This window comes from Lederbergia citrisecunda (genome assembly GCF_018343695.1).
GTDB classification, from domain to species: domain Bacteria; phylum Bacillota; class Bacilli; order Bacillales; family Bacillaceae_C; genus Lederbergia; species Lederbergia citrisecunda.
Map to the genome: position 1 here is coordinate 2,791,633 of NZ_JAGYPJ010000001.1, position 20,859 is coordinate 2,812,491.

Consider the following 20,859-nt stretch of genomic DNA (forward strand, 5'->3'; position numbering starts at 1 on the left):
TATTTTACCATATTCAAATTACAAATAGGCATCAAGTTTTAAAAATTAATCGTTTTTTCGACAAATATATTAAAATTATTTCTGAAAAAACCAATCCAACTAGAAAAGCGCAAGGCGCCCACCTATCGGCGACTAGCAAATGTTCTGAGACGCCAAAGTCTTTCTTTGACTTTTATAGGGCTCGTTTTTTTGACCTCGAGCCGATGGCGCCAGGAGCTAGCCAACAAAAGCCTTAATTCAAAGTAGAACAAAAGCGCAGACACCGTACAAATCTTTTAGGGTTCTAAGAGATAGAGGAACACGGTGAGCCTAGGTAAGCCGATGTTGACTTAAACGCAGGAAGAAGTTGAAAGCTTACTAGTCGCTAGGCGCTGGAGCTAGACAGAAACCATCTCCTAGAAAATGATATACAAAGTTTCAATAATATAATGTTCTTAAACAAAATAAAAAGGAAGCCTATCGCTCCCTTATTTCAATAAACCACTTTTTATTTCTTCTTTTTTATATTTTTGCTTTGTCGCTTCCCCACCGCGTAAATGTCGAATAGATTTATGATAATCCAAAATTATTTTTACTTCATTTGCTAAATCCGGATTGATCTCTGGTAATCGCTCCGTTAAATCTTTATGGACAGTACTTTTGGATACGCCAAACTCCTTCGCAATTACGCGAACCGTTTTTCTTGTCTCCACGATATACCTTCCAATCTTGATCGTTCTCTCTTTGATGTAATCGTGCACACCGCTCGCCCTCCTCGAATTGGATGAGAGGAGTGTGAAATGAGACTCGTCTGTTACAAAAAAATACTCCATCTGCTCACGCTGGCTAGTTAATGTTGACAGCCTTCCCAAGCTTGCGACTGTTTAGTGAAATTTTTATTTCAAATCCATCTCTCTTTTCTGGATATAAACAAATTCATAACTAAATGTAGATTTTTACAACGATTGCTCACCTCAAACACTCTCTTTTTGTTGTACAGTTTGTATATACTTATTGTGTTAAGGGCGGATATATGCGTAAAATAAGACAAAATTCCATTATGTCTTTGAGGAATTAAAATTCTAGGATTAATCACTATTTATTCTCTTTATGTCCCATTTATCAAATAGAGAGTTCTGCCGAAATACGTTAAAATATTTCCCGGGTAATGTCGTTTTTTTCATTTAGTGGTTGGATATAAACCGTACGATTATCATTGACAAAGAGTAGTAATGCTTACTAGCTAACTGTTATGATAAGAGCATCAAAAAAGACGGACCGTATAATGGCCCGCCTCAGTACATTCACTTATTCAAGTTCAGATTCATTAGTTGATTGTGTATCTTCTGCTTTTTCAGCATCCTCAGTGTCTTTTCCCTCTTCTGATTTTATTTTACTTGAAGAGTCGGAATCATCCACTTCAGTTAAAGCGGTAAGTGATTGTCCAATGTAAGTCTGTGGATTTAATGCTTTATTATCTTTTCTAATTTCAAAGTGAACATGATTCTTTGCAGCAATATTAATTTGGCTTGTACTAGAAGTGGCAAGTAAGTCACCTTGTTTTATTACATCGCCTGCTTTCACTTTTATATCTTTAACAGACTGATAAATAGTGACAACTCCTTTATCGTGTTCCACTTCAATCACGTTTCCGAGTAATGCATCTTGGCGAACAGAAGCAACTTTTCCGCTTAGTGCAGCTATTACTTCAAACTCTTTACCATCCTTGTTGGCAATATCAAGTCCCATATTTGGGCGATATTTATTACCATCTACAATGAGTGCATCTTCCTGTTGTTCATTTGAAGCATTAGCATCGAAAAATCCTGTTACGATTCTTACTTCGTCGTCATTCCTAATCGGCATAACGACATTTTCAAAAGACTGGTTTACTTCGATAACTGGTTCATCAGTTTTACCAGTTATATCTTTGCCTTTTTCAGCGACCTTTGGATCTTTAGCAGAATTGTTAATGCCTGTTTGATACCAAACAATCGTAGAAATAAGCAAGGCTGCACATACTAGATATATTGCTGGAAATACCCACCGCTTTTTGAAAAATGTTTTCCATTGAGAAGATCGATTCTTTTCTTCCTCTCTCATTTTCATCACCTCTGTCACCATTCTGAACAGAAAGCGAGAATAATATACTTGGAAAATTGAATTTATCCACTTATTTTTTCGACAAATGTAAAATATTATACATTTTTTATGAAAGAACTTTGTGAAATAGTAATCGAGTAGGAGGCGCCTCACGGCGCCGACCTCTCACACCACCGTACGTACCGTTCGGTATACGGCGGTTCGAAAGTTTATGAATTTACTATTGATGATAGAGATTTCAATCCTAATTGTTGCCAATATTCCTTGTTTAAAGCTATATCTAGGTAAGGAGATTTAGATATTCTCCAATAACCTTTCCTTGAGTTGGAATTCCTCCAAGCTTCCTTTCTTGAAATGCCTAACTTTATAAGGTTCTTGTATTTTGTATGAGTTTTCTTCCATTCCTTCCAGCGACATGCTCTTAATCTTCTTCGGATATGCGCATCTAAAAGTTTTGCGTATTTCTTTATATCGCCGATTTTAAAATAGTTGCCCCATCCTTGGATTAACTGATTAAGTCGCACAATTCGATACTCCATACTTACTCCCCAATTACGATTGGTTAGTCTCTTTAACTTATCTTCAAACCTCTTCTTTGATTTCTTAGGCACATATACCCTCGTATGCTTCTTAATTTTGTAGAAACTCACTCCTAAGAATACACGTGCCCTCGGCTTTCCCACTGCACTTTTCTCTTCATTAACCTTGAGCTTTAGTTTCTTTTCAATGAACTCTGTAATACCTTTCTTAACTCTTTCTCCAGCCTTTTGAGTTTTAACGTAGATATTACAATCATCTGCGTACCTGACAAACCTGTGTCCGCGCTTCTCCAGTTCTTTATCCAATTCATTAAGAATGATATTACTTAGAAGAGGACTTAGTGGACCACCTTGCGGTGTTCCTTCTCGATTAACTGTAACCACTCCGTTTTCCATGACTCCTGCTTGAAGATACCGTCTAATTAGTTTCAAAGCAGGCTTGTCTGTAATGGACTTTGCCACAAGGGACATCAGTTTGTCATGTTGGACTCTGTCAAAGAATTTCTCCAGGTCTATGTCTACGACGAAGTTGTAGCCATTCTCAATGTATTGTCTAGCTTGCTCAATGGCTTGATGAGCACTTTTATTCGGTCTAAATCCATAGCTATATTGACTAAACTGCGGTTCGAATATTGGAGTTAGAGCTTGAACTATCGCTTGTTGAAAGACCCTGTCAGTTACAGTAGGAATTCCTAAGTTTCGAATTCCACCGTTGGGCTTTGGTATTTGAACTCTTCTAACAGGCTGAGGTTTATATTTTCCAGCTTTAATTAATTGGATAATTTCCGCACCATTTTCCTTTAAATAATGGCGAGTAGCTTCAATATCTTTCGCATCGACTCCTGCTGCTCCTTTGTTTCTTCTAACCCTTTCAAAGGCTTGGTTTAGATTATCTCTATCTAGAATTATCTCTATCAGAGTTTTAGTAAATTGCATACTGTTCCTATGTTATGGGGGTTGTACGAGGATAACTCCACTCTATTGAGGGTGCTCCTGTTTTCCGAACATTCTGCCTCTCAATAGTCCTAGAGGTTGGCTGTGTCATGGTTATCTCGTAAATGACCCTAACATAGTCTCTCCTTTCGTTCCGTCCTTCCCAACTCTATGTGTTGGTACTACGACATCTGCTGACTTCTCTTAGTTCAACTATTCATCGCTGAATAGGTTCTCTTGTACGAGGTACTAAGAGATCTCCCAGGGTAAGTACATCAACTTTCTCCTCATATATCTGCCACATTTATTATTATTTCATCTGGGGATATTTTGGACTTTATCTTGTTTTGCAGACTCATCCTGAAATAATAACCTCGAATGTGATTCGTATACCTCAGACCGAGGATTTGCCTAGAGCTTCCTTCAGATTCCACGTCGCCGTGGACACCCTTGCCTTCGACTAATGGTTCGCATATCCCTACGCCCATAACGGACTTTCACCGTCTAGTTGATGAACATGCCTGGCACACAAAAATGCTGAATCCGCAAACAAGGATCCAGCAAAAATGGCTATTTTGACGCTAACTGTATATCATCATTATTAACTTTGGAAATCGAAATGCCTTGATAATAGTACGTCACAATTTCATTATACTTTTTCCCTTCCTTTGCCATCCCGTTTGCACCGTATTGGCTCATGCCTACTCCATGACCAAAACCTTTTGTCGTAACAATAATAGAGTCGCCTTTTCTTACCCATGTGAAGTCTGTTGATCTAAGGTCAAGCTTTTCTCTAATTTCTCTCCCGGTAAAGTTCTTTTCATGAATATTGACGGTCGCCACTTTGTTCCCAGCTGTTCTACTCGTTATTGTACCAATATCGTTTCCGCTTCCTATATTTACTCCTAATTTTTGCTCAAATTCAGAAATAGAAAACACTTTCTGACTATTAAACTTTGGTGATTTTATATCCCAAGGGCTCTGCACACTTTTTAAGTATGGTATTTTATTTTTCCAATAGTCTTCTGCATTTTCTGTGTAACCGTTGCTAGTTGAGAAGAAAGATGCCGTAATGGGTTTATCATTATATGTTAATATTTCTCCTGCCGTTTCCTTTACAGCTTCTGCTACTTTTTTATATTTCCATTCAAAATCTTTTCCCCACTGTTTTTTTAATTCAGATTTATTTTTATACACTTGATGATCTACCGTATCTTTAATATCTGCTCCTTTTGGCATAGATTCTTTATCGGAAGAACTCATTAAATGGGTCACTATGTATGTTCGTGCAGCTAGAGCTTGTGCCTTTAGTGCTTCCTTTTCAAAGTCCGCAGGCATCTCTGACGCGACAACTCCAATCACGTAATCTTCGAGAGGAAGTGTTTCGATTTTATTCGTCTTGGATCGGAATACAGCCACTTCTGTTGTAGACTTATTCATTGTTTGTTTTGGCTGAACCTCCTTCTGCTCTGCTAATTCTCCCTCTATCTTTTCATTTGTAAAAGGCAGAACGAGGATAGCTGGAATGGAAAACGATAATGCTAGCAAAATGGTTGCGAAGATGAATGCTGGTTTCAATGGTTTCATGCCTATTCCCCCACTACAAAATTAAAGGCGATGAATCTCATCACCTTAGTTCTAAATATATGGACATGGACAAGCTTTTATGACATCTCTTTGGAGAACGATGGAAATCGTGAAATAATAGGATTGGATTTTTTTACGAGGCGGAATTGATGATTATTTGTTAGACAAATCTATGTCAGGAGATGGGGGCTATTCATCATCGTGGTCTTGATGGAGAAGTTTGTGGTTAGAAAAATGGATTTGTCCATTGTAGCAGTCTTGGTGGACAAACTTGCGGCTAGAACATTGGATTTGTCTATTATAGCTTTCTTGATGGACAAGTTTGTGGCTAGAACAATAGATTTGTCCATCATAGCTCCTTTGATGGACAGACTTGCGACTGGATCAAAAATTTTGTCCATTATGAAAGTCTTGATGGACAAAATGGTGGCTAGAACAACAGATTTGTCTATTATATCAGTCTTGATAGACAAACTTGCGCCTAGAACAATGGATTTGTCCATCATTGCCACAACTAATACCCAATCTAATAAAAAAATCCGCCTAGCGCTATTACTAAAACGAGGCGGATTTTTTATCGATATCATTATGATTTTGTTTCTATTACTTCCGATTTCACGGATGGTGTGTCGCTTAGATCTTTCACGCGTTCGATGTCCGCACCTAGGGAACGGAGTTTGAGGTGGAAGTCTAAATATCCGCGGTCAAGGTGTTTCAGTTCTGTAACGCGGGTGTAGCCGTCTGCTCTAAGGCCAGCGATGATGAGTGCAGCCCCAGCACGTAAGTCAGTTGCAGCTACTTCGGCACCTTGAAGTTGGCTCGGTCCGTTAATGATAACAGAGCGGCCTTCAATTTTAATATCAGAGTTCATTCTGCGAAATTCCTCTGCATGCATATAGCGATTTTCAAAAACAGTTTCAGTGATGATGCTTGTTCCTTCAGCACAAACGAGGAGTGCCATCATTTGTGATTGCATATCTGTTGGAAAGCCAGGGTGGGGCATAGTCTTAATATCTACGGCCTTTAATCGATTAGGGCCGATGACACGAAGTCCATTCGCTTCCTCGATAACCGTTACGTTCATTTCTTCCAGCTTCGCAATGACAGACGACAAATGTTCAGGAACGGCTCCCTGTACAAGTACGTTGCCTCCTGTAATCGCAGCTGCAACCATGAATGTACCTGCTTCAATTCGATCTGGAATGATCGTATGGTCAGCACCATACAATTTCTCTACTCCCTCAATACGGATTGTACCTGTTCCGGCTCCTCTTACATACGCACCCATGCTATTTAAATAATTTGCGAGGTCTACAATTTCCGGCTCTTTTGCGCAGTTTTCAATGACTGTAGATCCTTCAGCGAGAACCGCCGCCATCATAATATTTTGGGTTGCACCGACACTTGGGAAGTCTAAATATATTTTTGCTCCTCTCAATTTATCGGCTGATGCCTCAACGAAACCATTTTCAACTTTTACTTTTGCTCCCATTGCTTCAAAGCCTTTTAAATGAAGATCGATGGGACGAGAACCAATTGCGCAGCCACCTGGTAAAGCAACACGCGCTCTGCCCTGTCTAGCTAGTAAAGAGCCCATTACGAGAACAGAAGCCCTCATTTTACGTACATACTCAAAAGGTGCCTCTACGTTAAGATCCTCTGATGCATCCACAATAATGGTTTTATCCAAAAATTCAACGCCGGCATTTAAATGGCGCAGTACTTCACCTATTGTATATACATCCGAGAGAGTCGGAACATCTCGTATTATGCTCTTTCCTTCACTCGCTAATAATGATGCAGCGATCACAGGCAATACGGCATTTTTTGCTCCTTCAACTTTTACAGTGCCGCTCAGCCTTTTTCCGCCGCGGACGATGATTTTTTCCAAGAGTATTCCCCTCCGCGTCCATATTCTTTATATTAATATTCAATCGTTAAGATGGGTGTGCCGACCACAAAGGTCATTCCTTGACCCATTTCATTTTTCCTAAGTCCAATTTGCATATTCATTTGTTTTTCAGTAAAAGATAAGGTTTGGGCAAAAAGAGAGGAAAATGCTGATATGGAGTAAAATTCCTGTTCTTTAACGGATTCAACTTCTGATGCCTGCAGTGAGTGTAATAATCCATCCAAAGAAAAATCAACAAATTCGTGTAGTTCCTCACTGAATTCGCCTTTTATACAAGAGAATAATTTGGGATTTCCTTCAAAGAGATGCAAAACTGTTTTTCCTGTTAACTCAGCATATTTCGGATTCCAGTTTTCTCCTTTTGCTTCGTATACTAAATACGAAGTCCTTTGTCTATTTTTGTCGGCCGATAAAATTTGTACTGTTTCACTAAACTTTCCATGATCCATAATACCAATAATGGAGTATGTACCATTTCCATTAGATAATTTCCAGTTCATATTCGGAAATTGATCTTCCAGCTCATATTTTTTTACCAACCAGTCTTCCTCAGATGGAAGATAGACGGATTCTCTTGCATATAGAGACCATTCAGTGATAGTGCCGTGATGTTTTCCGATAATTTGCACCAAATTGTCTAGATCGGTAGATTGCGGTGCTGCTATGGTGTTATTCCCAATAAATATTATGATAAAACCAAAAGCTATCGTAATTTGTGATAAAATGGTAAATTTACTGTTTTTCATGATCCTTCCCCCCTTAGTTACATTGTTTCCACTATGGGGAAAGTAATACTTGAAGAATAACGCCAATAACGGACGTTTCTAGACTTTTTTCATTTACAATTTTCGTGGTGCCCATTCAAATAATATACAAAAGTCGACATAATGGAAACAGGAAAAAAGTCCCATTATACATTAAATACTCGTTACATATTTCTTATTTTCATTAAAAATTCTAATGGGGATTCTACTTAGAAGTTATTTTAGCATGAATCATTTTTACTAATTTGGAGAATTCCTTTTTTAAAAGTGCTTTATTTTATGTATTAAAATAAAAGTTGGAGTTGTCGCGACCAATATAAATAGTCTAAAAAAAAGTTACTAACTGCAGAACCAATTACAATAGTCACTACAATATAAAGCAGACGTGCTTGGAAAACCCGATTTTTTCTTAGAAGCTTTTCAAAGTTCAATGCTTGGAGTGCATAAAATGTAATGCCAATAAAAAATAAATGGGAGATTAAATTGATCAAGGCTTGCTGACCTAGATTCTCAAGCATCTTTAACCACCTCTGTCCCATGTTTGATTGATACATATGAACACCTTCTGATTGTAAACCAGAAGGTGTTCGATTTTTCATATCTGCTCAAGCTCCGTAAAACGGGAGCTAATTCATTCTAACTCAATGATGTTTGTATACGTCTATACGATTCATGGCCCTTTTTAGTGCCAATTCGGCGCGTCTAAAATCGATGTCATCTTGATTTCCTTGGAGTCGGCTTTCGGCACGTCTCTTTGCTTCTTCTGCACGAGCAATGTCGATGTTTTCGGATCTTTCAGCAGTTTGGGCAAGAATAGTTACTTTCTCAGGGCGAACTTCTAAAAATCCACCACTTACTGCAACATATTCTGTTTCTGTTCCGTTATTTAAACGGACAGCCCCAATTTGAAGCGGTGCAACCAATGGGATGTGCCCTGGTAGAATACCAAGTTCTCCCGATTCTGCTTTCGTGCTTACCATTTCAACCTCGGAGTCATAGACGGGACCGTCGGGAGTGACAATACTTACTTGCAATGTCTTCATTTCATACCCTCCTGGTCTCTGATTATACTTCTACGCCCATGTCTTGAGCTTTTTTAACAACATCTTCAATCGGGCCTACAAGACGGAAAGCGTCCTCTGGAAGATGGTCGTATTTTCCTTCAAGAATTTCTTTAAATCCTTTAACTGTTTCAGCTACTGGAACATAAGATCCTGGTTGACCTGTAAATTGTTCAGCAACGTGGAAGTTTTGCGATAAGAAGAATTGAACACGTCTAGCACGTGATACGACCAATTTATCTTCATCGGAAAGCTCATCCATCCCAAGGATCGCAATGATATCTTGCAATTCACGATAACGTTGTAATGTTTGCTGTACGGAACGTGCAATTTCATAATGCTCTTCTCCTACGATTTCTGGAGAAAGTGCTCTTGATGTAGAAGCAAGTGGGTCCACCGCAGGGTAAATACCCATTTCTGAAAGCTTACGCTCAAGGTTTGTCGTTGCGTCAAGGTGAGCGAACGTTGTCGCTGGCGCAGGATCCGTATAGTCATCCGCAGGAACGTAAATCGCTTGGATAGATGTAACAGAACCAACGTTTGTTGATGTAATACGTTCTTGGAGCTGACCCATTTCCGTAGCAAGTGTAGGCTGGTAACCAACCGCTGAAGGCATACGGCCAAGAAGGGCAGATACTTCAGAACCTGCTTGTGTAAAGCGGAAAATGTTGTCGATGAAGAAAAGAACGTCCTGTCCTTGTTCGTCACGGAAGTACTCAGCCATTGTTAGACCAGTCAAAGCAACACGCATACGTGCACCTGGTGGTTCGTTCATTTGTCCAAATACCATCGCTGTTTTATTGATAACTCCGGAATCTTTCATTTCATAGTAAAGGTCGTTTCCTTCACGTGTACGCTCTCCAACACCAGCGAATACGGAAATACCACCGTGTTCTTGGGCGATGTTATTGATCAATTCCTGAATTAATACCGTTTTACCAACGCCGGCACCACCGAAGAGACCAATCTTACCACCTTTAATGTAAGGAGCAAGCAAGTCAACAACTTTAATACCTGTTTCTAAAATCTCAACCTCTGTAGAAAGCTGTTCAAATTTAGGTGCTTGACGGTGAATAGAATCACGGCGCACGTCATTAGGAAGCTTTTCATCAAGGTCAATATTTTCACCTAATACGTTAAATACACGTCCTAGTGTAATATCTCCGACAGGAACGGAAATTGGTGCTGCAGTGTCAAGTACGTCCATTCCACGTTGGACTCCGTCTGTAGAAGCCATTGCGATTGTACGGACAGTATCATCACCAAGGTGAAGAGCAACTTCCAATGTCAAGTCGATATTAACTTCTGATTCGTTTTGAGCTACATACGTAACTTTAAGCGCGTTATAAATTTCAGGGAGTTGGCCATTGGCGAATTTAACGTCAACAACCGGTCCCATTACTTGTAGAACCTGTCCTTTGTTCATCATTTCCCCTCCTACCTGGGTTATAGAGGATGTTCAAAAAGTTTTTATCCTGCTTTTTGAACACTCAATTATATGAAAAAATTATTCTAGAGCTGCTACTCCACCGACAATTTCGGTAATCTCTTGAGTGATGCTTGCCTGACGTGCACGGTTAAATTGTAGTGTCAAGCTGTCGATAAGCTCACCTGCGTTATCAGTCGCACTCTTCATCGCAGTCATACCTGCAGCGTGCTCAGCTGCTTTTGCATCTAGAAGTGCACCGTAAATCAAACTTTCCGCATATTGCGGCAGCAACACTTCTAAAACTGATTCTGCAGATGGTTCATACTCATAAGACATAAGTTTTGTTGATGGTGCGATGTCAGTAAGCGGCAATACTTTCTTCTCTGTCACTTCCTGACTGATGGCACTAACGTAGTGGTTATAATACATGTATAGTTCGTCATACGTTTCATCTGAGAACATCCCAACTGCTTTGCTCGTGATTTCCATAATATCCACGAAAGAAGGCTGATCTGGAAGTCCGTTGATTTCAAGTACAACATTCATATTTCTTTTTAGGAAAAAGTCGCGACCCATACGTCCAATTGCAATAATGGCATAATCATCATTAGATTTGTGACGTTCCTGAATTTTGTTATGGACTGCACGTAAAACGTTACTATTATAAGCCCCTTTTAATCCACGGTCCGCCGTAATGACAATATAACCTGTTCGCTTAACTGGACGAGTGTCGAGCATTGGATGAGTTGCATCCCTGCTACCCATTGCAATACTTGCTGCAACTTCTTGAATTTTTTCCATGTAAGGAACGAATGCTCTTGCATTCATTTCTGCACGGTTTAATTTCGCAGCCGACACCATTTGCATGGCTTTTGTAATTTGTCTTGTTTTCTTCGTCGAGTTGATGCGAGATTGGATTTCCCTTAAGGATGCCACTGATTCTCACCACCCTTTTTTCAAAGTAGAGCAGAAACGGTTCGCACCGTTCTGCTATTTATTCACAGCTATTTATTCACTTTTCGCGAAAGTTTTTTTGAATGTATTGATTGCATCCATCATTTCTTCATCTGCAGGTAGAGCACCTGTAGTACGGATTTTCTCAAGTAATTCAGCACGATTATGATCGAGCCAAGAAGAGAGTTCTTCTTCGAAGCGAAGGATATCATGTACTGCAATATCATCAAGTAAGCCTTGAGTTAATGCATACAAAATCATAACTTGTTTTTCTACTTTAATCGGCTTGTTCAAGTCTTGTTTCAATACTTCAACTGTACGTGCACCACGTGCAAGTTTCGCTTGAGTTGCTTTGTCAAGATCCGATCCGAATTGAGCAAATGATTCAAGCTCACGGAATGATGCAAGGTCAAGACGCAACGTACCCGCAACTTTTCTCATCGCTTTAATTTGTGCAGATCCACCGACACGGGATACAGATAAACCTGCGTTAATCGCTGGACGTACACCTGAGAAGAACAAATCGGATTGCAAGAAGATCTGTCCGTCTGTAATCGAAATAACGTTCGTTGGAATGTAAGCGGAGATATCTCCTGCTTGTGTTTCAACGAATGGAAGTGCTGTTAATGAACCGCCGCCTTTTGCGTCACTCAGTTTCGCAGCACGCTCAAGTAAGCGGGAGTGCAAGTAGAAAACATCCCCTGGATAAGCTTCACGGCCTGGAGGACGACGAAGTAGCAAGGAAAGTTCACGGTACGCCGAAGCTTGTTTTGTTAAGTCATCATATACAACAAGTACGTGTTTACCGTTATACATAAACTCCTCACCCATTGTAACTCCTGTATATGCAGCAAGGAATAACAACGGTGCAGGTTGTGATGCAGATGCACTTACAACGATTGTGTAGTCAAGAGCGCCATGTCTACGAAGCGTTTCAACTGCTCCACGAACAGTTGATTCTTTTTGACCAATCGCAACGTATACACAAATCATGTTTTGGTCTGCTTGGTTCAAGATTGTATCGATTGCAACTGTTGTTTTACCAGTTTGACGGTCACCGATGATTAATTCACGTTGACCACGACCGATTGGAACAAGTGCGTCAATCGCTTTAATCCCTGTTTGTAATGGTTCATGAACCGACTTACGATCCATAACTCCTGGTGCAGGGCTTTCGATTGGACGAGTTTTAGATGTATTGATTGGACCAAGACCATCAATCGGTTGTCCAAGTGGATTTACAACACGACCAATAAGTTCTTCCCCAACAGGAACTTCCATGATACGTCCTGTACGGCGAACTTGGTCTCCTTCACGAATATCTGTGTATGGGCCAAGGATAATGATACCGACGTTGCTTTCTTCAAGGTTTTGTGCCATACCCATAACACCGTTGGAGAATTCAACAAGTTCTCCTGACATGACATTGTCCAGTCCGTAAGCGCGGGCGATTCCGTCCCCAACTTGGATAACTGTACCAACATCATTTACTTCCATATCAGACTGATAATTTTCAATTTGCTTTTTTATCAGCGCACTGATTTCTTCAGCTTTGATGCTCATGAAATTCACCCCTCATTTTTCAGCAGAATATAAAATCTGATGGAAGTTAACTTTATAAATTCCTAAAGTTAACTAATTAATGTACGCTCAAGACGGTCAAGTTTTCCACGTAGACTGCCGTCGTAAATGCGATTTTCAATTCGGATTTTTAACCCACCGAGAAGATTTGTGTCCACGATATTCTCGATGTTTAAAGAACGCCTACCAACTTTAGGTGCAAACGAAGCTGAAATACTTTCTACTTCAGTCGCAGTTAGTGGTCGTGTTGAGTATACAGTAGCTTCTGCCACTCCGTTTTCTTTATTGGCTAATTCGATAAAAGCCTCAGCTACGTCCAAGATGTCACTTTGACGATGACGGTCAATAAGCAGCTGTAATGTATGAGACACGAATGGAGAAACATTCGTGAAAACAGTTTGTAATACATTCTTTTTCTCATGAAGAGATAAATTTGGAGAGGTAAGCAAAGTGATGAAGCTTGCGTTTTCACTGACAGACTTTCTCACAACACGCAGTTCCTCTTCTATTTGTTGAACGAGATTATGTTCTTTGGCTAATTGGAAAAGAGCTAAAGCATAGCGCTCTGCGACAATGTTTTGACTCATCGCTATTCTCCTGCCCTTTGAATATAATCATTGATCAATTTTTGTTGATCTTCTTCTTTAAGTTCTTTCTCAATAACCTTAGACGCAATTAGAACTGATAAAGTTGCAACTTGTTCGCGTAAAGCAGTAATTGCTTGCTCTTTTTGTTGTTCGATTTCAATGCGAGCCAATTCTTTAAGACGTTCTGCTTCTTCACGAGCAGTAGCAATAATTTCCTGGCGTGAAATTTCGCCATGTTTTTTGGAATTCTCAATCATGTTTTGAGCTTCCAAACGAGCTTCTTTTAATAATTCTTTTTGTTCTTCTAGCAATTTACTTGCATCAGTACGACTTTTTTCAGCCGCTTCGATTTCATTTGTAATATAATCTTCACGTTGCTTCATGATGCCCATTAACGGACCCCAAGCAAACTTTTTCAGCAACGCTATAAGAATAATCATAATGACTAGTTGGAATAAGATATCGCCGCCGTTAAAATGCACACCTGCGATTTCAGCACCTAGCACGAATGTAGACACGCTCGCTCCACTCCTTTCAAAAACAACCCGAAATAGTACTGCTTATCCTAAATAAAAGGCGAAGGTTCTGGATTGTAATCTTCGCCATTTTATCCGTATTGTTTACTTAAATTACATTCTTCCTTGAACCATGAACGCGATAACAACCGCGATGATAGGAATCGCCTCAACTAATGCAACCCCGATGAACATTGTAGTTTGAAGCATACCTCTTGCTTCTGGTTGACGAGCCATACCTTCTACTGTACGAGAAACGATTAAACCGTTACCGATACCTGCTCCTAGAGCTGCCAAACCAATTGCGATTGCTGCTGCTAACATACCCATTATAAATTTCCTCCTTAATTGTATGAAAAGTATTTTTTCTTAAAATGGTTTGTCCATATAATGAACAGTTTTATATTAATGATCTGTGCTGACTTTATGTGCCAGATAGACCATCGTTAACATAGTGAAAATAAACGCCTGAATTGCTCCAATAAAGACTGAGAATCCCATCCAAGCAAGGGTTGGTATTGCTGCTGCTATCCAGCCCCATAATCCATTTGGTGCTGCCATTGAACCAGCAAGTAATCCAAGTAGGATTTCACCAGCATAAATATTACCAAAAAGACGAAGACCCAATGTTAATGTATTGGCAAATTCCTCAATGATTTTAAGTGGGAGTAAAAACCACATTGGCTTTACAAACCCTTTAAGATATCCGCCAATGCCATTTTGTTTAATACCATAATAATGAGATAACCCCACTACCATCGTCGCTAAAGTTAGCGTAATGACTGGATCGGCTGTTGGTGATTTCCACCATAATTCGTGATTGATTTGGATGGAAAAAGGTAGACCTAACATGTTGGAAACAAAAATATACATGATTAGCGTGACACCTAAAATATGAAAATGGCCTCCTGATTTCCAATCCATATTACTTTTAATGATACCTTTGACGAAATCGAATACCCATTCAAGGAAGTTTTGCATACCAGTGGGTTTTAATGCTAATTTTCTCGTACTGATAACTGCAATGAGGAAAACTATTAATGATGCAATGGTAATCATTAAAACGTTGGCGAGGTTAAACCATAGACCAAATATCTCCACTTCTGGTGCTGCATGACCCAATTAAACTCACCTCTCTTCTCTCTTTATGTGGGATTTGAAAATCTGTTGTAAAAAGAAATCTATAATAATGACTGCGTGTGCCGTCATTATTCCTATAAGGACACTGATTAGATCAAATAGATTTGGATACTTCCCCGCAATAAATACCGCTAATATGGCACTACACATTCTAATCATTGTACCAAAGGAACGCATTTTTTTACCCGATGAAGCGGCTTCACCAAATAACGTTGTTTTCCTTACTAAGTTCCAATGATTAAAAAGACTAACTGATGTGCCGAGGATCAAACCCATAAAAATTGTTTTATAGCTTGTAAATCCCCACCCCAATACATAGATTGCAATAAGGTATATTATGTACTTGCAGTGTCTATTGAATAATTGTTGGAGTTCCGGCATATCTTTTTAATCTCCTGAAAAGAAATGTCGAACTTTGAGGTTCCGCCAAATTTCGAGGCTTGGCATCGTGGAAGTTCGATGATTTAAACTAATACTAACTTTATCCATAAGCATGTGTGCACTCATGCTTTGAATCGTTATAATACAAGGGAATAACCATTTTGACCATACCCTTTGTTAGCATACAATAGCACTAAACATTAGTCAACGAGTTTTCAATGAATTTCGTACAAAGAATGTCAAGATTGTTCACAAAAAAATCATTTTAAAAATTTCTTCCAATTACGACTCATTTTGACAAAATTTTTAATAGATTACTCTGCAAAAAATGTCCGTTGATTTTCGCTACAGCCGCTCGCTTTCCGCGTTAAGGGGAATATCCCCCAGGAGTCTCGCGTCTTTCGCTGCAATCAACTCATCAGCAATAATTTGAAGTGCGCTTTCAAAATCAGTAACTTTAATATGTATAGGGACAATAGAGACGGAAATTTAATTTCCCCGTCTCTATTGCCGATTATCCATGAAAAAGTTCGGGCCTTTGTTTTCTTTATTGAAGTATCACAAAGTTTTTTAATCTTTTATTAAATGTTAATTCTTATTTCGTACCAAACAAGCGGTCTCCTGCATCACCAAGACCTGGAACGATGTAGCCATGATCATTTAATTTTTCGTCAAGTCCAGCGATATAGATATCAACGTCTGGGTGAGCCTTTTGCATTTCTTCTACTCCTTCTGGCGCTGCAATGAGGCACATGAACTTAATATTTTTCGCTCCACGTTTTTTTAGTGAATCAATCGCCGCTACAGCAGATCCACCAGTCGCTAGCATCGGATCAACTAGAATAAAATCGCGTTCTTCAACATCACTTGGGAGCTTTACGTAATATTCAACGGGCTTTAATGTTTCAGGATCACGATACAATCCGATATGTCCTACTTTGGCAGCTGGAAGCAGATTTAAAATACCATCTACCATTCCTATTCCGGCACGAAGGATCGGAACGATACCAAGCTTTTTCCCAGCTAAAATTTTTGATTTTGCTCTAGCAACTGGGGTTTCAACTTCAACTTCCTGTAGTTGCATATCCCGTGTAATTTCAAACATCATTAATGTAGCGACCTCGTCTACTAGCTCACGGAATTCCTTTGTACCTGTGTTTTTGTCGCGAATATATGTAATTTTGTGTTGAATGAGGGGATGATCGAATACATACACTTTGGCCATAATTTTACTCCTTCTTTTGTCAGATTCCATGTCTGAAATCATTAGATTTTTGTTTATCCTTCTATAACTTGTCCTTCATTATTTTACAGAATAGACTTTGCTTGAGCAAGAGATATGAGGAAATGACAAATTCTTGCCTTTTTCTGAATTTTTTTTGTCTAGATTATTAAAAAACATATTTTCTTCTATAAAAAAAACAGCTGCACTTAAAAAACGTTGCAGCTGTTTCTTTCTTTTTATTCAGATGGCTTTGTTCCAAGTATGTTGATTTTCGCTCCAGTCAACAGGAAAAATCAACAATGAACTTTAACAAAGTCATTCATATTATTCATATAACGAAAACTTTGCTGTTAATGCTTCTACACGATTTCTAGCTTCATCAAGCTTTGCTTCGTCATCGTGATTCTTCAATACAAATGCGATTAGTGATGCAATTTCATCCATTTCTTCTAAGCCAAAGCCTCTTGAAGTTACAGCTGGCGTACCGATGCGGATTCCGCTCGTTGTAAATGGACCTTCCGGATCGTATGGAATCGTGTTTTTATTTACAGTAATACCAACATCGTCCAATACTTTTTCTGCCACTTTTCCAGTAAGTCCAATGGACCGAAGATCGAGCAGCAATAAATGATTGTCTGTTCCGCCAGAAACGAGATCAAGTCCTTCTTTATTCAAAGATTCGCCAAGGCGTTTCGCATTATCGATAACATTTTGTATATATGTTTTGTAATCATCTGTTAGGGCTTCACCGAATGAAACGGCTTTAGCAGCGATGACGTGCATTAATGGGCCACCTTGAAGACCAGGGAAAACGGCTTTATCGATTTTCTTTGCGAATTCTTCTTTACAAAGCACCATTCCTCCACGAGGACCGCGCAACGTTTTATGAGTAGTCGTTGTAACAAAATGAGCATATGGAACTGGGTTTGGATGAAGGCCGACAGCTACAAGGCCAGCGATGTGTGCCATATCCACCATTAAGTAAGCCCCTACTTCATCGGCTATTTCGCGGAATTTTTTAAAATCAATCTCCCTCGGATACGCGCTTGCACCAGCTACGATTAACTTCGGTTTATGCTCAATAGCTTTTTGACGTACATCTTCGTAATTAATGCGATGATCTTTTTCGTCTACTCCATATTCCACGAAATTGTATTGAATTCCACTAAAATTAACAGGACTTCCGTGCGTCAAGTGTCCACCATGGGATAGATTCATACCGAGAACCGTATCACCATGTTCAAGAATTGTGAAATAAACTGCCATATTGGCTTGGGCACCAGAATGTGGCTGTACGTTAACATGCTCTGCTCCAAAAATATCTTTTGCTCGGTTGCGCGCTAGATCTTCGGCAACATCGACATATTCACAGCCCCCATAATAACGACGACCTGGATAACCTTCCGCATATTTATTCGTTAAAACCGAACCTTGAGCTTCCATTACAGCAGGGCTTACAAAGTTCTCAGATGCAATCAACTCAATTTTTGTGCGCTGGCGCTTTAATTCATTTTGAATCGCTTCAAATACTTGCGGATCTTGTTTTGCAATTATGCTCATTTCGCTCCCCCTCATCATTAAAAAAAGTCATGACCGTTTAATAAATTCTTTTTCATTTTACCATGTAAGAAAGTCTTTGCCAAACGAATTATCAACTTTTATCAGCAAAATCTGAACGTTTATCCAAAAATCAGCATTGAATGTTCAGTTTTTCCAGTTCGTATATCGCTCTCACTCCACCAATTAATTTCGGGCGGGTTGTCGCCATCGTTACATTTGCATTGCCTAATTTCTTCTGACCAATTCGAATTGGAACAGCGACATGTTTTATATGCATGCCGATAAATGTATCGCCGATATCAATTCCCGCATCTGCTTTAATGAATTCTACTACTACGGGTTCTTTGAACTGGTGATAAGCATATGTGGCCATTGAGCCTCCAGCATTCGGAGCAGGAATTACTGACACTTCTTCCAATCCTTTTTCAATTGCTGTTCGTTTTTCTACGACTAATGCTCTATTTAAATGCTCGCAGCATTGAAACGCTAAGTAGAAGCCTTGCTCATCTGCATATTTTTTCAGCTCAGAATAAATCACTTCGGCCGCTTCCATCGTCCCGGACGTGCCGATATTTTTCCCAGCAACTTCCGAAGTGGAACATCCGATAACTAACATTTTACCAACTTGAAGCTTTAACGCATCTCTACTTTCACGAATAATGGTTTGTAATTCTTTGCGCCATTGTTCTAAAGGCAATGTCACACTTTTCATCTCCTTCGACTATTATGATTTGACAAAATCCGGAGCGCGATTGACACGGTCCGGATTTTGTTTAATTCGATTTATTTACAAACTTAATTATTTTTCCTCATACTCTGCAATTTTTCCAATACGAGTTTGGTGGCGACCACCTTCAAAGTCAGTTTGCAGCCACGTTTGGGCAATTTCACGGGCCAATCCTGCACCGATGACACGCTCTCCCATCGCTAATATATTACTATTATTATGAAGGCGAGTCATTCTTGCGCTAAAAATGTCGTGAACGAGTGCACAACGAATCCCTTTTACTTTATTCGCTGAAATACTCATCCCGATTCCAGTACCACAAATTAAAATTCCTCTATCAAATTCCCCATTTGCCACTTTTTCTGCAACAGGTAGAGCATAATCAGGATAATCCACAGAATCTGCACACTCACAGCCAAAATCTTCATACTCTATATGTAATTCTTCTAATAACTTCCTAATCTCTTCACGGATTTGAATGCCACCATGATCCGACGCCAACGCTACCTTCAACTTCAAAACCTCCCTATTAAATAATGGGGACTGTCCCTATTGGACCTGTCCCCACTGAACCCGTCCCCGTTTATTATAATGTAAAACGGGAGATGGTGTCTTTTAATTTGTTAGCTTGTTCTCGCAGTTGGTCAGCGAGTTGGTCAATTTCTTCCATGTCTTCTGCTTGTTTTTTCGATTGTTTTGCCACTTCTTCTGCTCCAGCAGATGTTTCTTCCGCTATCGCTGCTACTTCTTGAGCTTGTGCAGAAGTAACGCTGACACTTTCCATTTGTTTGTCCACTAGATCGGAAATATTCGTAACGCTAGATGCCGATTCGTGTATCGCCTTCGTCATCGCTGTAATGGCAGAATTCGTTTGCGTCCCCTTATTCACTTCTTCATTAACAGAAGTAACTTGTGCTGCAATTTGCTTCACGACACTCGCAACCTCTGTTTGGATGTTTTGAATAAGCTCAGATATTCCTTGAACAGCTTTTGCACTTTCATCTGCCAGTTTTCTTACTTCTTCGGCGACAACTGCAAATCCTTTACCATGTTCACCGGCACGAGCTGCTTCAATCGACGCATTTAATGCAAGCAAATTGGTTTGGTTTGCAATATCACCGACAAGTTGAATAATTTGTTCAACTTTCGTAGCATTTTCTTCTAGCCTATGTACAGCTTCTAGTGATTTATTATTGCCAATCGCCAAATTCTCAATTCCATTAACGAGAGATTGAACAACTTGTTGGCTTTTTTGCAACTCATCTACCATGGTTTTCGTAATATTCTCTGATTCACGCGCCATCGTTTGAACTTTATTTGCGATTTGCGTAATATCTTCAACAGATTCCGCTGTTGCTTGAATCGCAGCAGCCGAACTTTCCGCACCTGCGGAGATTTCAGATATTGTTTGAGCAGCATTCTCTGCTTCTTCAGCCGCTTTTACTGATTTTTGAGAAATAGCGATTACGTTTTCATTCGTTTTATTAAAAGTCGCTTCAATTTGATAAACCATTTCTCTAAAATTATGAAGCATTCCATTGAACGCTTTTCCGAGTGAATTGATTTCATCATCTTTTCCATAAATTTTTACATCTGTACTTATATCCCCTTCTCCGACTTTTACAGCTGCCTGTTCAAGCCTTTGCAGAGGCCTTGTAATAAAAAATGCACCAAAATAGGTCAATATTCCCGACCAAATAATCCCGAGTAACAACGTACCAAGAGTAAATACTACCTCACTCATATATTCATCTACAAATGGATAGATAAAATAAAGAAAGAAGGCACTTGTTGAAAAAGTGATAGCTGCTACTAAAGTAATAAAAACGACTAGTTTTTTCTGCAAGCCAAATTTGTATTTGCGTTTTTTCACGTCAACATT

The 20,859-nt window shown here is 39.4% G+C and carries 21 protein-coding genes; all 21 read right to left on the bottom strand.

Features of this window, described 5'->3' with window-relative positions:
- Nucleotides 1-467: 467 nt before the first annotated feature.
- Nucleotides 468-740: a sporulation transcriptional regulator SpoIIID gene (spoIIID, locus tag KHA93_RS13675; RefSeq protein ID WP_213111238.1), complete on the bottom strand. Its 273-nt coding sequence runs from the start codon at nt 738-740 to the stop codon at nt 468-470.
- Between the two features lie 547 nt (nt 741-1,287).
- Nucleotides 1,288-2,088, bottom strand: coding sequence for a stage II sporulation protein SpoIIQ (spoIIQ, locus tag KHA93_RS13680; protein ID WP_233711161.1), 801 nt, complete (start codon nt 2,086-2,088; stop codon nt 1,288-1,290).
- A gap of 203 nt (nt 2,089-2,291) precedes the next feature.
- On the bottom strand, nt 2,292-3,557 hold the full coding sequence (gene ltrA / locus KHA93_RS13685; protein WP_213109101.1) for a group II intron reverse transcriptase/maturase: 1,266 nt from the start codon (nt 3,555-3,557) through the stop codon (nt 2,292-2,294).
- A 567-nt stretch (nt 3,558-4,124) separates the two neighbouring features.
- Nucleotides 4,125-5,141 carry a stage II sporulation protein D gene (spoIID, locus tag KHA93_RS13690; protein WP_213111239.1) on the bottom strand — a complete coding sequence of 339 codons (1,017 nt, stop codon included), beginning with the start codon at nt 5,139-5,141 and terminating at the stop codon, nt 4,125-4,127.
- 586 nt (nt 5,142-5,727) lie between these two features.
- On the bottom strand, nt 5,728-7,032 hold the full coding sequence (gene murA, locus KHA93_RS13695; protein ID WP_213111240.1) for a UDP-N-acetylglucosamine 1-carboxyvinyltransferase: 1,305 nt from the start codon (nt 7,030-7,032) through the stop codon (nt 5,728-5,730).
- 32 nt (nt 7,033-7,064) lie between these two features.
- The gene (locus KHA93_RS13700) at nt 7,065-7,799 is read right to left on the bottom strand and encodes a YwmB family TATA-box binding protein (protein WP_213111241.1); all 735 of its coding nucleotides are present in this window, start codon (nt 7,797-7,799) and stop codon (nt 7,065-7,067) included.
- 302 nt (nt 7,800-8,101) lie between these two features.
- On the bottom strand, nt 8,102-8,335 hold the full coding sequence (locus KHA93_RS13705) for a DUF1146 family protein (protein WP_213112931.1): 234 nt from the start codon (nt 8,333-8,335) through the stop codon (nt 8,102-8,104).
- A gap of 123 nt (nt 8,336-8,458) precedes the next feature.
- The gene (locus KHA93_RS13710) at nt 8,459-8,860 is read right to left on the bottom strand and encodes a F0F1 ATP synthase subunit epsilon (RefSeq protein ID WP_213111242.1); all 402 of its coding nucleotides are present in this window, start codon (nt 8,858-8,860) and stop codon (nt 8,459-8,461) included.
- 22 nt (nt 8,861-8,882) lie between these two features.
- Nucleotides 8,883-10,304 (bottom strand): F0F1 ATP synthase subunit beta, encoded by a 1,422-nt coding sequence (gene atpD, locus KHA93_RS13715; RefSeq protein ID WP_213112932.1) that lies wholly within the window; start codon nt 10,302-10,304, stop codon nt 8,883-8,885.
- A gap of 81 nt (nt 10,305-10,385) precedes the next feature.
- The gene (locus KHA93_RS13720) at nt 10,386-11,243 is read right to left on the bottom strand and encodes a F0F1 ATP synthase subunit gamma (RefSeq protein ID WP_213111243.1); all 858 of its coding nucleotides are present in this window, start codon (nt 11,241-11,243) and stop codon (nt 10,386-10,388) included.
- A 72-nt stretch (nt 11,244-11,315) separates the two neighbouring features.
- Nucleotides 11,316-12,824 carry a F0F1 ATP synthase subunit alpha gene (gene atpA / locus KHA93_RS13725; protein ID WP_213111244.1) on the bottom strand — a complete coding sequence of 503 codons (1,509 nt, stop codon included), beginning with the start codon at nt 12,822-12,824 and terminating at the stop codon, nt 11,316-11,318.
- A 68-nt stretch (nt 12,825-12,892) separates the two neighbouring features.
- Nucleotides 12,893-13,429: a F0F1 ATP synthase subunit delta gene (locus KHA93_RS13730; protein WP_213111245.1), complete on the bottom strand. Its 537-nt coding sequence runs from the start codon at nt 13,427-13,429 to the stop codon at nt 12,893-12,895.
- A gap of 2 nt (nt 13,430-13,431) precedes the next feature.
- Nucleotides 13,432-13,947 (bottom strand): F0F1 ATP synthase subunit B, encoded by a 516-nt coding sequence (gene atpF, locus KHA93_RS13735; RefSeq protein WP_213111246.1) that lies wholly within the window; start codon nt 13,945-13,947, stop codon nt 13,432-13,434.
- Nucleotides 13,948-14,058: 111 nt separating this feature from the next.
- A complete protein-coding gene (gene atpE / locus KHA93_RS13740; protein ID WP_213111247.1) occupies nt 14,059-14,274 on the bottom strand; it encodes a F0F1 ATP synthase subunit C in 216 nt (71 codons plus the stop codon).
- A 75-nt stretch (nt 14,275-14,349) separates the two neighbouring features.
- The gene (gene atpB / locus KHA93_RS13745) at nt 14,350-15,066 is read right to left on the bottom strand and encodes a F0F1 ATP synthase subunit A (RefSeq protein ID WP_213111248.1); all 717 of its coding nucleotides are present in this window, start codon (nt 15,064-15,066) and stop codon (nt 14,350-14,352) included.
- Nucleotides 15,067-15,072: 6 nt separating this feature from the next.
- Complete coding sequence (locus tag KHA93_RS13750) at nt 15,073-15,465, bottom strand: ATP synthase subunit I (RefSeq protein ID WP_213111249.1); 393 nt, start codon at nt 15,463-15,465, stop codon at nt 15,073-15,075.
- A gap of 595 nt (nt 15,466-16,060) precedes the next feature.
- The gene (upp, locus tag KHA93_RS13755; protein WP_213111250.1) at nt 16,061-16,690 is read right to left on the bottom strand and encodes a uracil phosphoribosyltransferase; all 630 of its coding nucleotides are present in this window, start codon (nt 16,688-16,690) and stop codon (nt 16,061-16,063) included.
- Between the two features lie 324 nt (nt 16,691-17,014).
- Complete coding sequence (glyA, locus tag KHA93_RS13760; RefSeq protein ID WP_213111251.1) at nt 17,015-18,250, bottom strand: serine hydroxymethyltransferase; 1,236 nt, start codon at nt 18,248-18,250, stop codon at nt 17,015-17,017.
- A gap of 130 nt (nt 18,251-18,380) precedes the next feature.
- Nucleotides 18,381-18,962 carry a TIGR01440 family protein gene (locus KHA93_RS13765; protein ID WP_213111252.1) on the bottom strand — a complete coding sequence of 194 codons (582 nt, stop codon included), beginning with the start codon at nt 18,960-18,962 and terminating at the stop codon, nt 18,381-18,383.
- Nucleotides 18,963-19,049: 87 nt separating this feature from the next.
- Nucleotides 19,050-19,490 (bottom strand): ribose 5-phosphate isomerase B, encoded by a 441-nt coding sequence (gene rpiB, locus KHA93_RS13770; protein WP_213111253.1) that lies wholly within the window; start codon nt 19,488-19,490, stop codon nt 19,050-19,052.
- A gap of 73 nt (nt 19,491-19,563) precedes the next feature.
- Complete coding sequence (locus tag KHA93_RS13775; RefSeq protein ID WP_213111254.1) at nt 19,564-20,850, bottom strand: methyl-accepting chemotaxis protein; 1,287 nt, start codon at nt 20,848-20,850, stop codon at nt 19,564-19,566.
- Between the last annotated feature and the right edge of the window lie 9 nt (nt 20,851-20,859).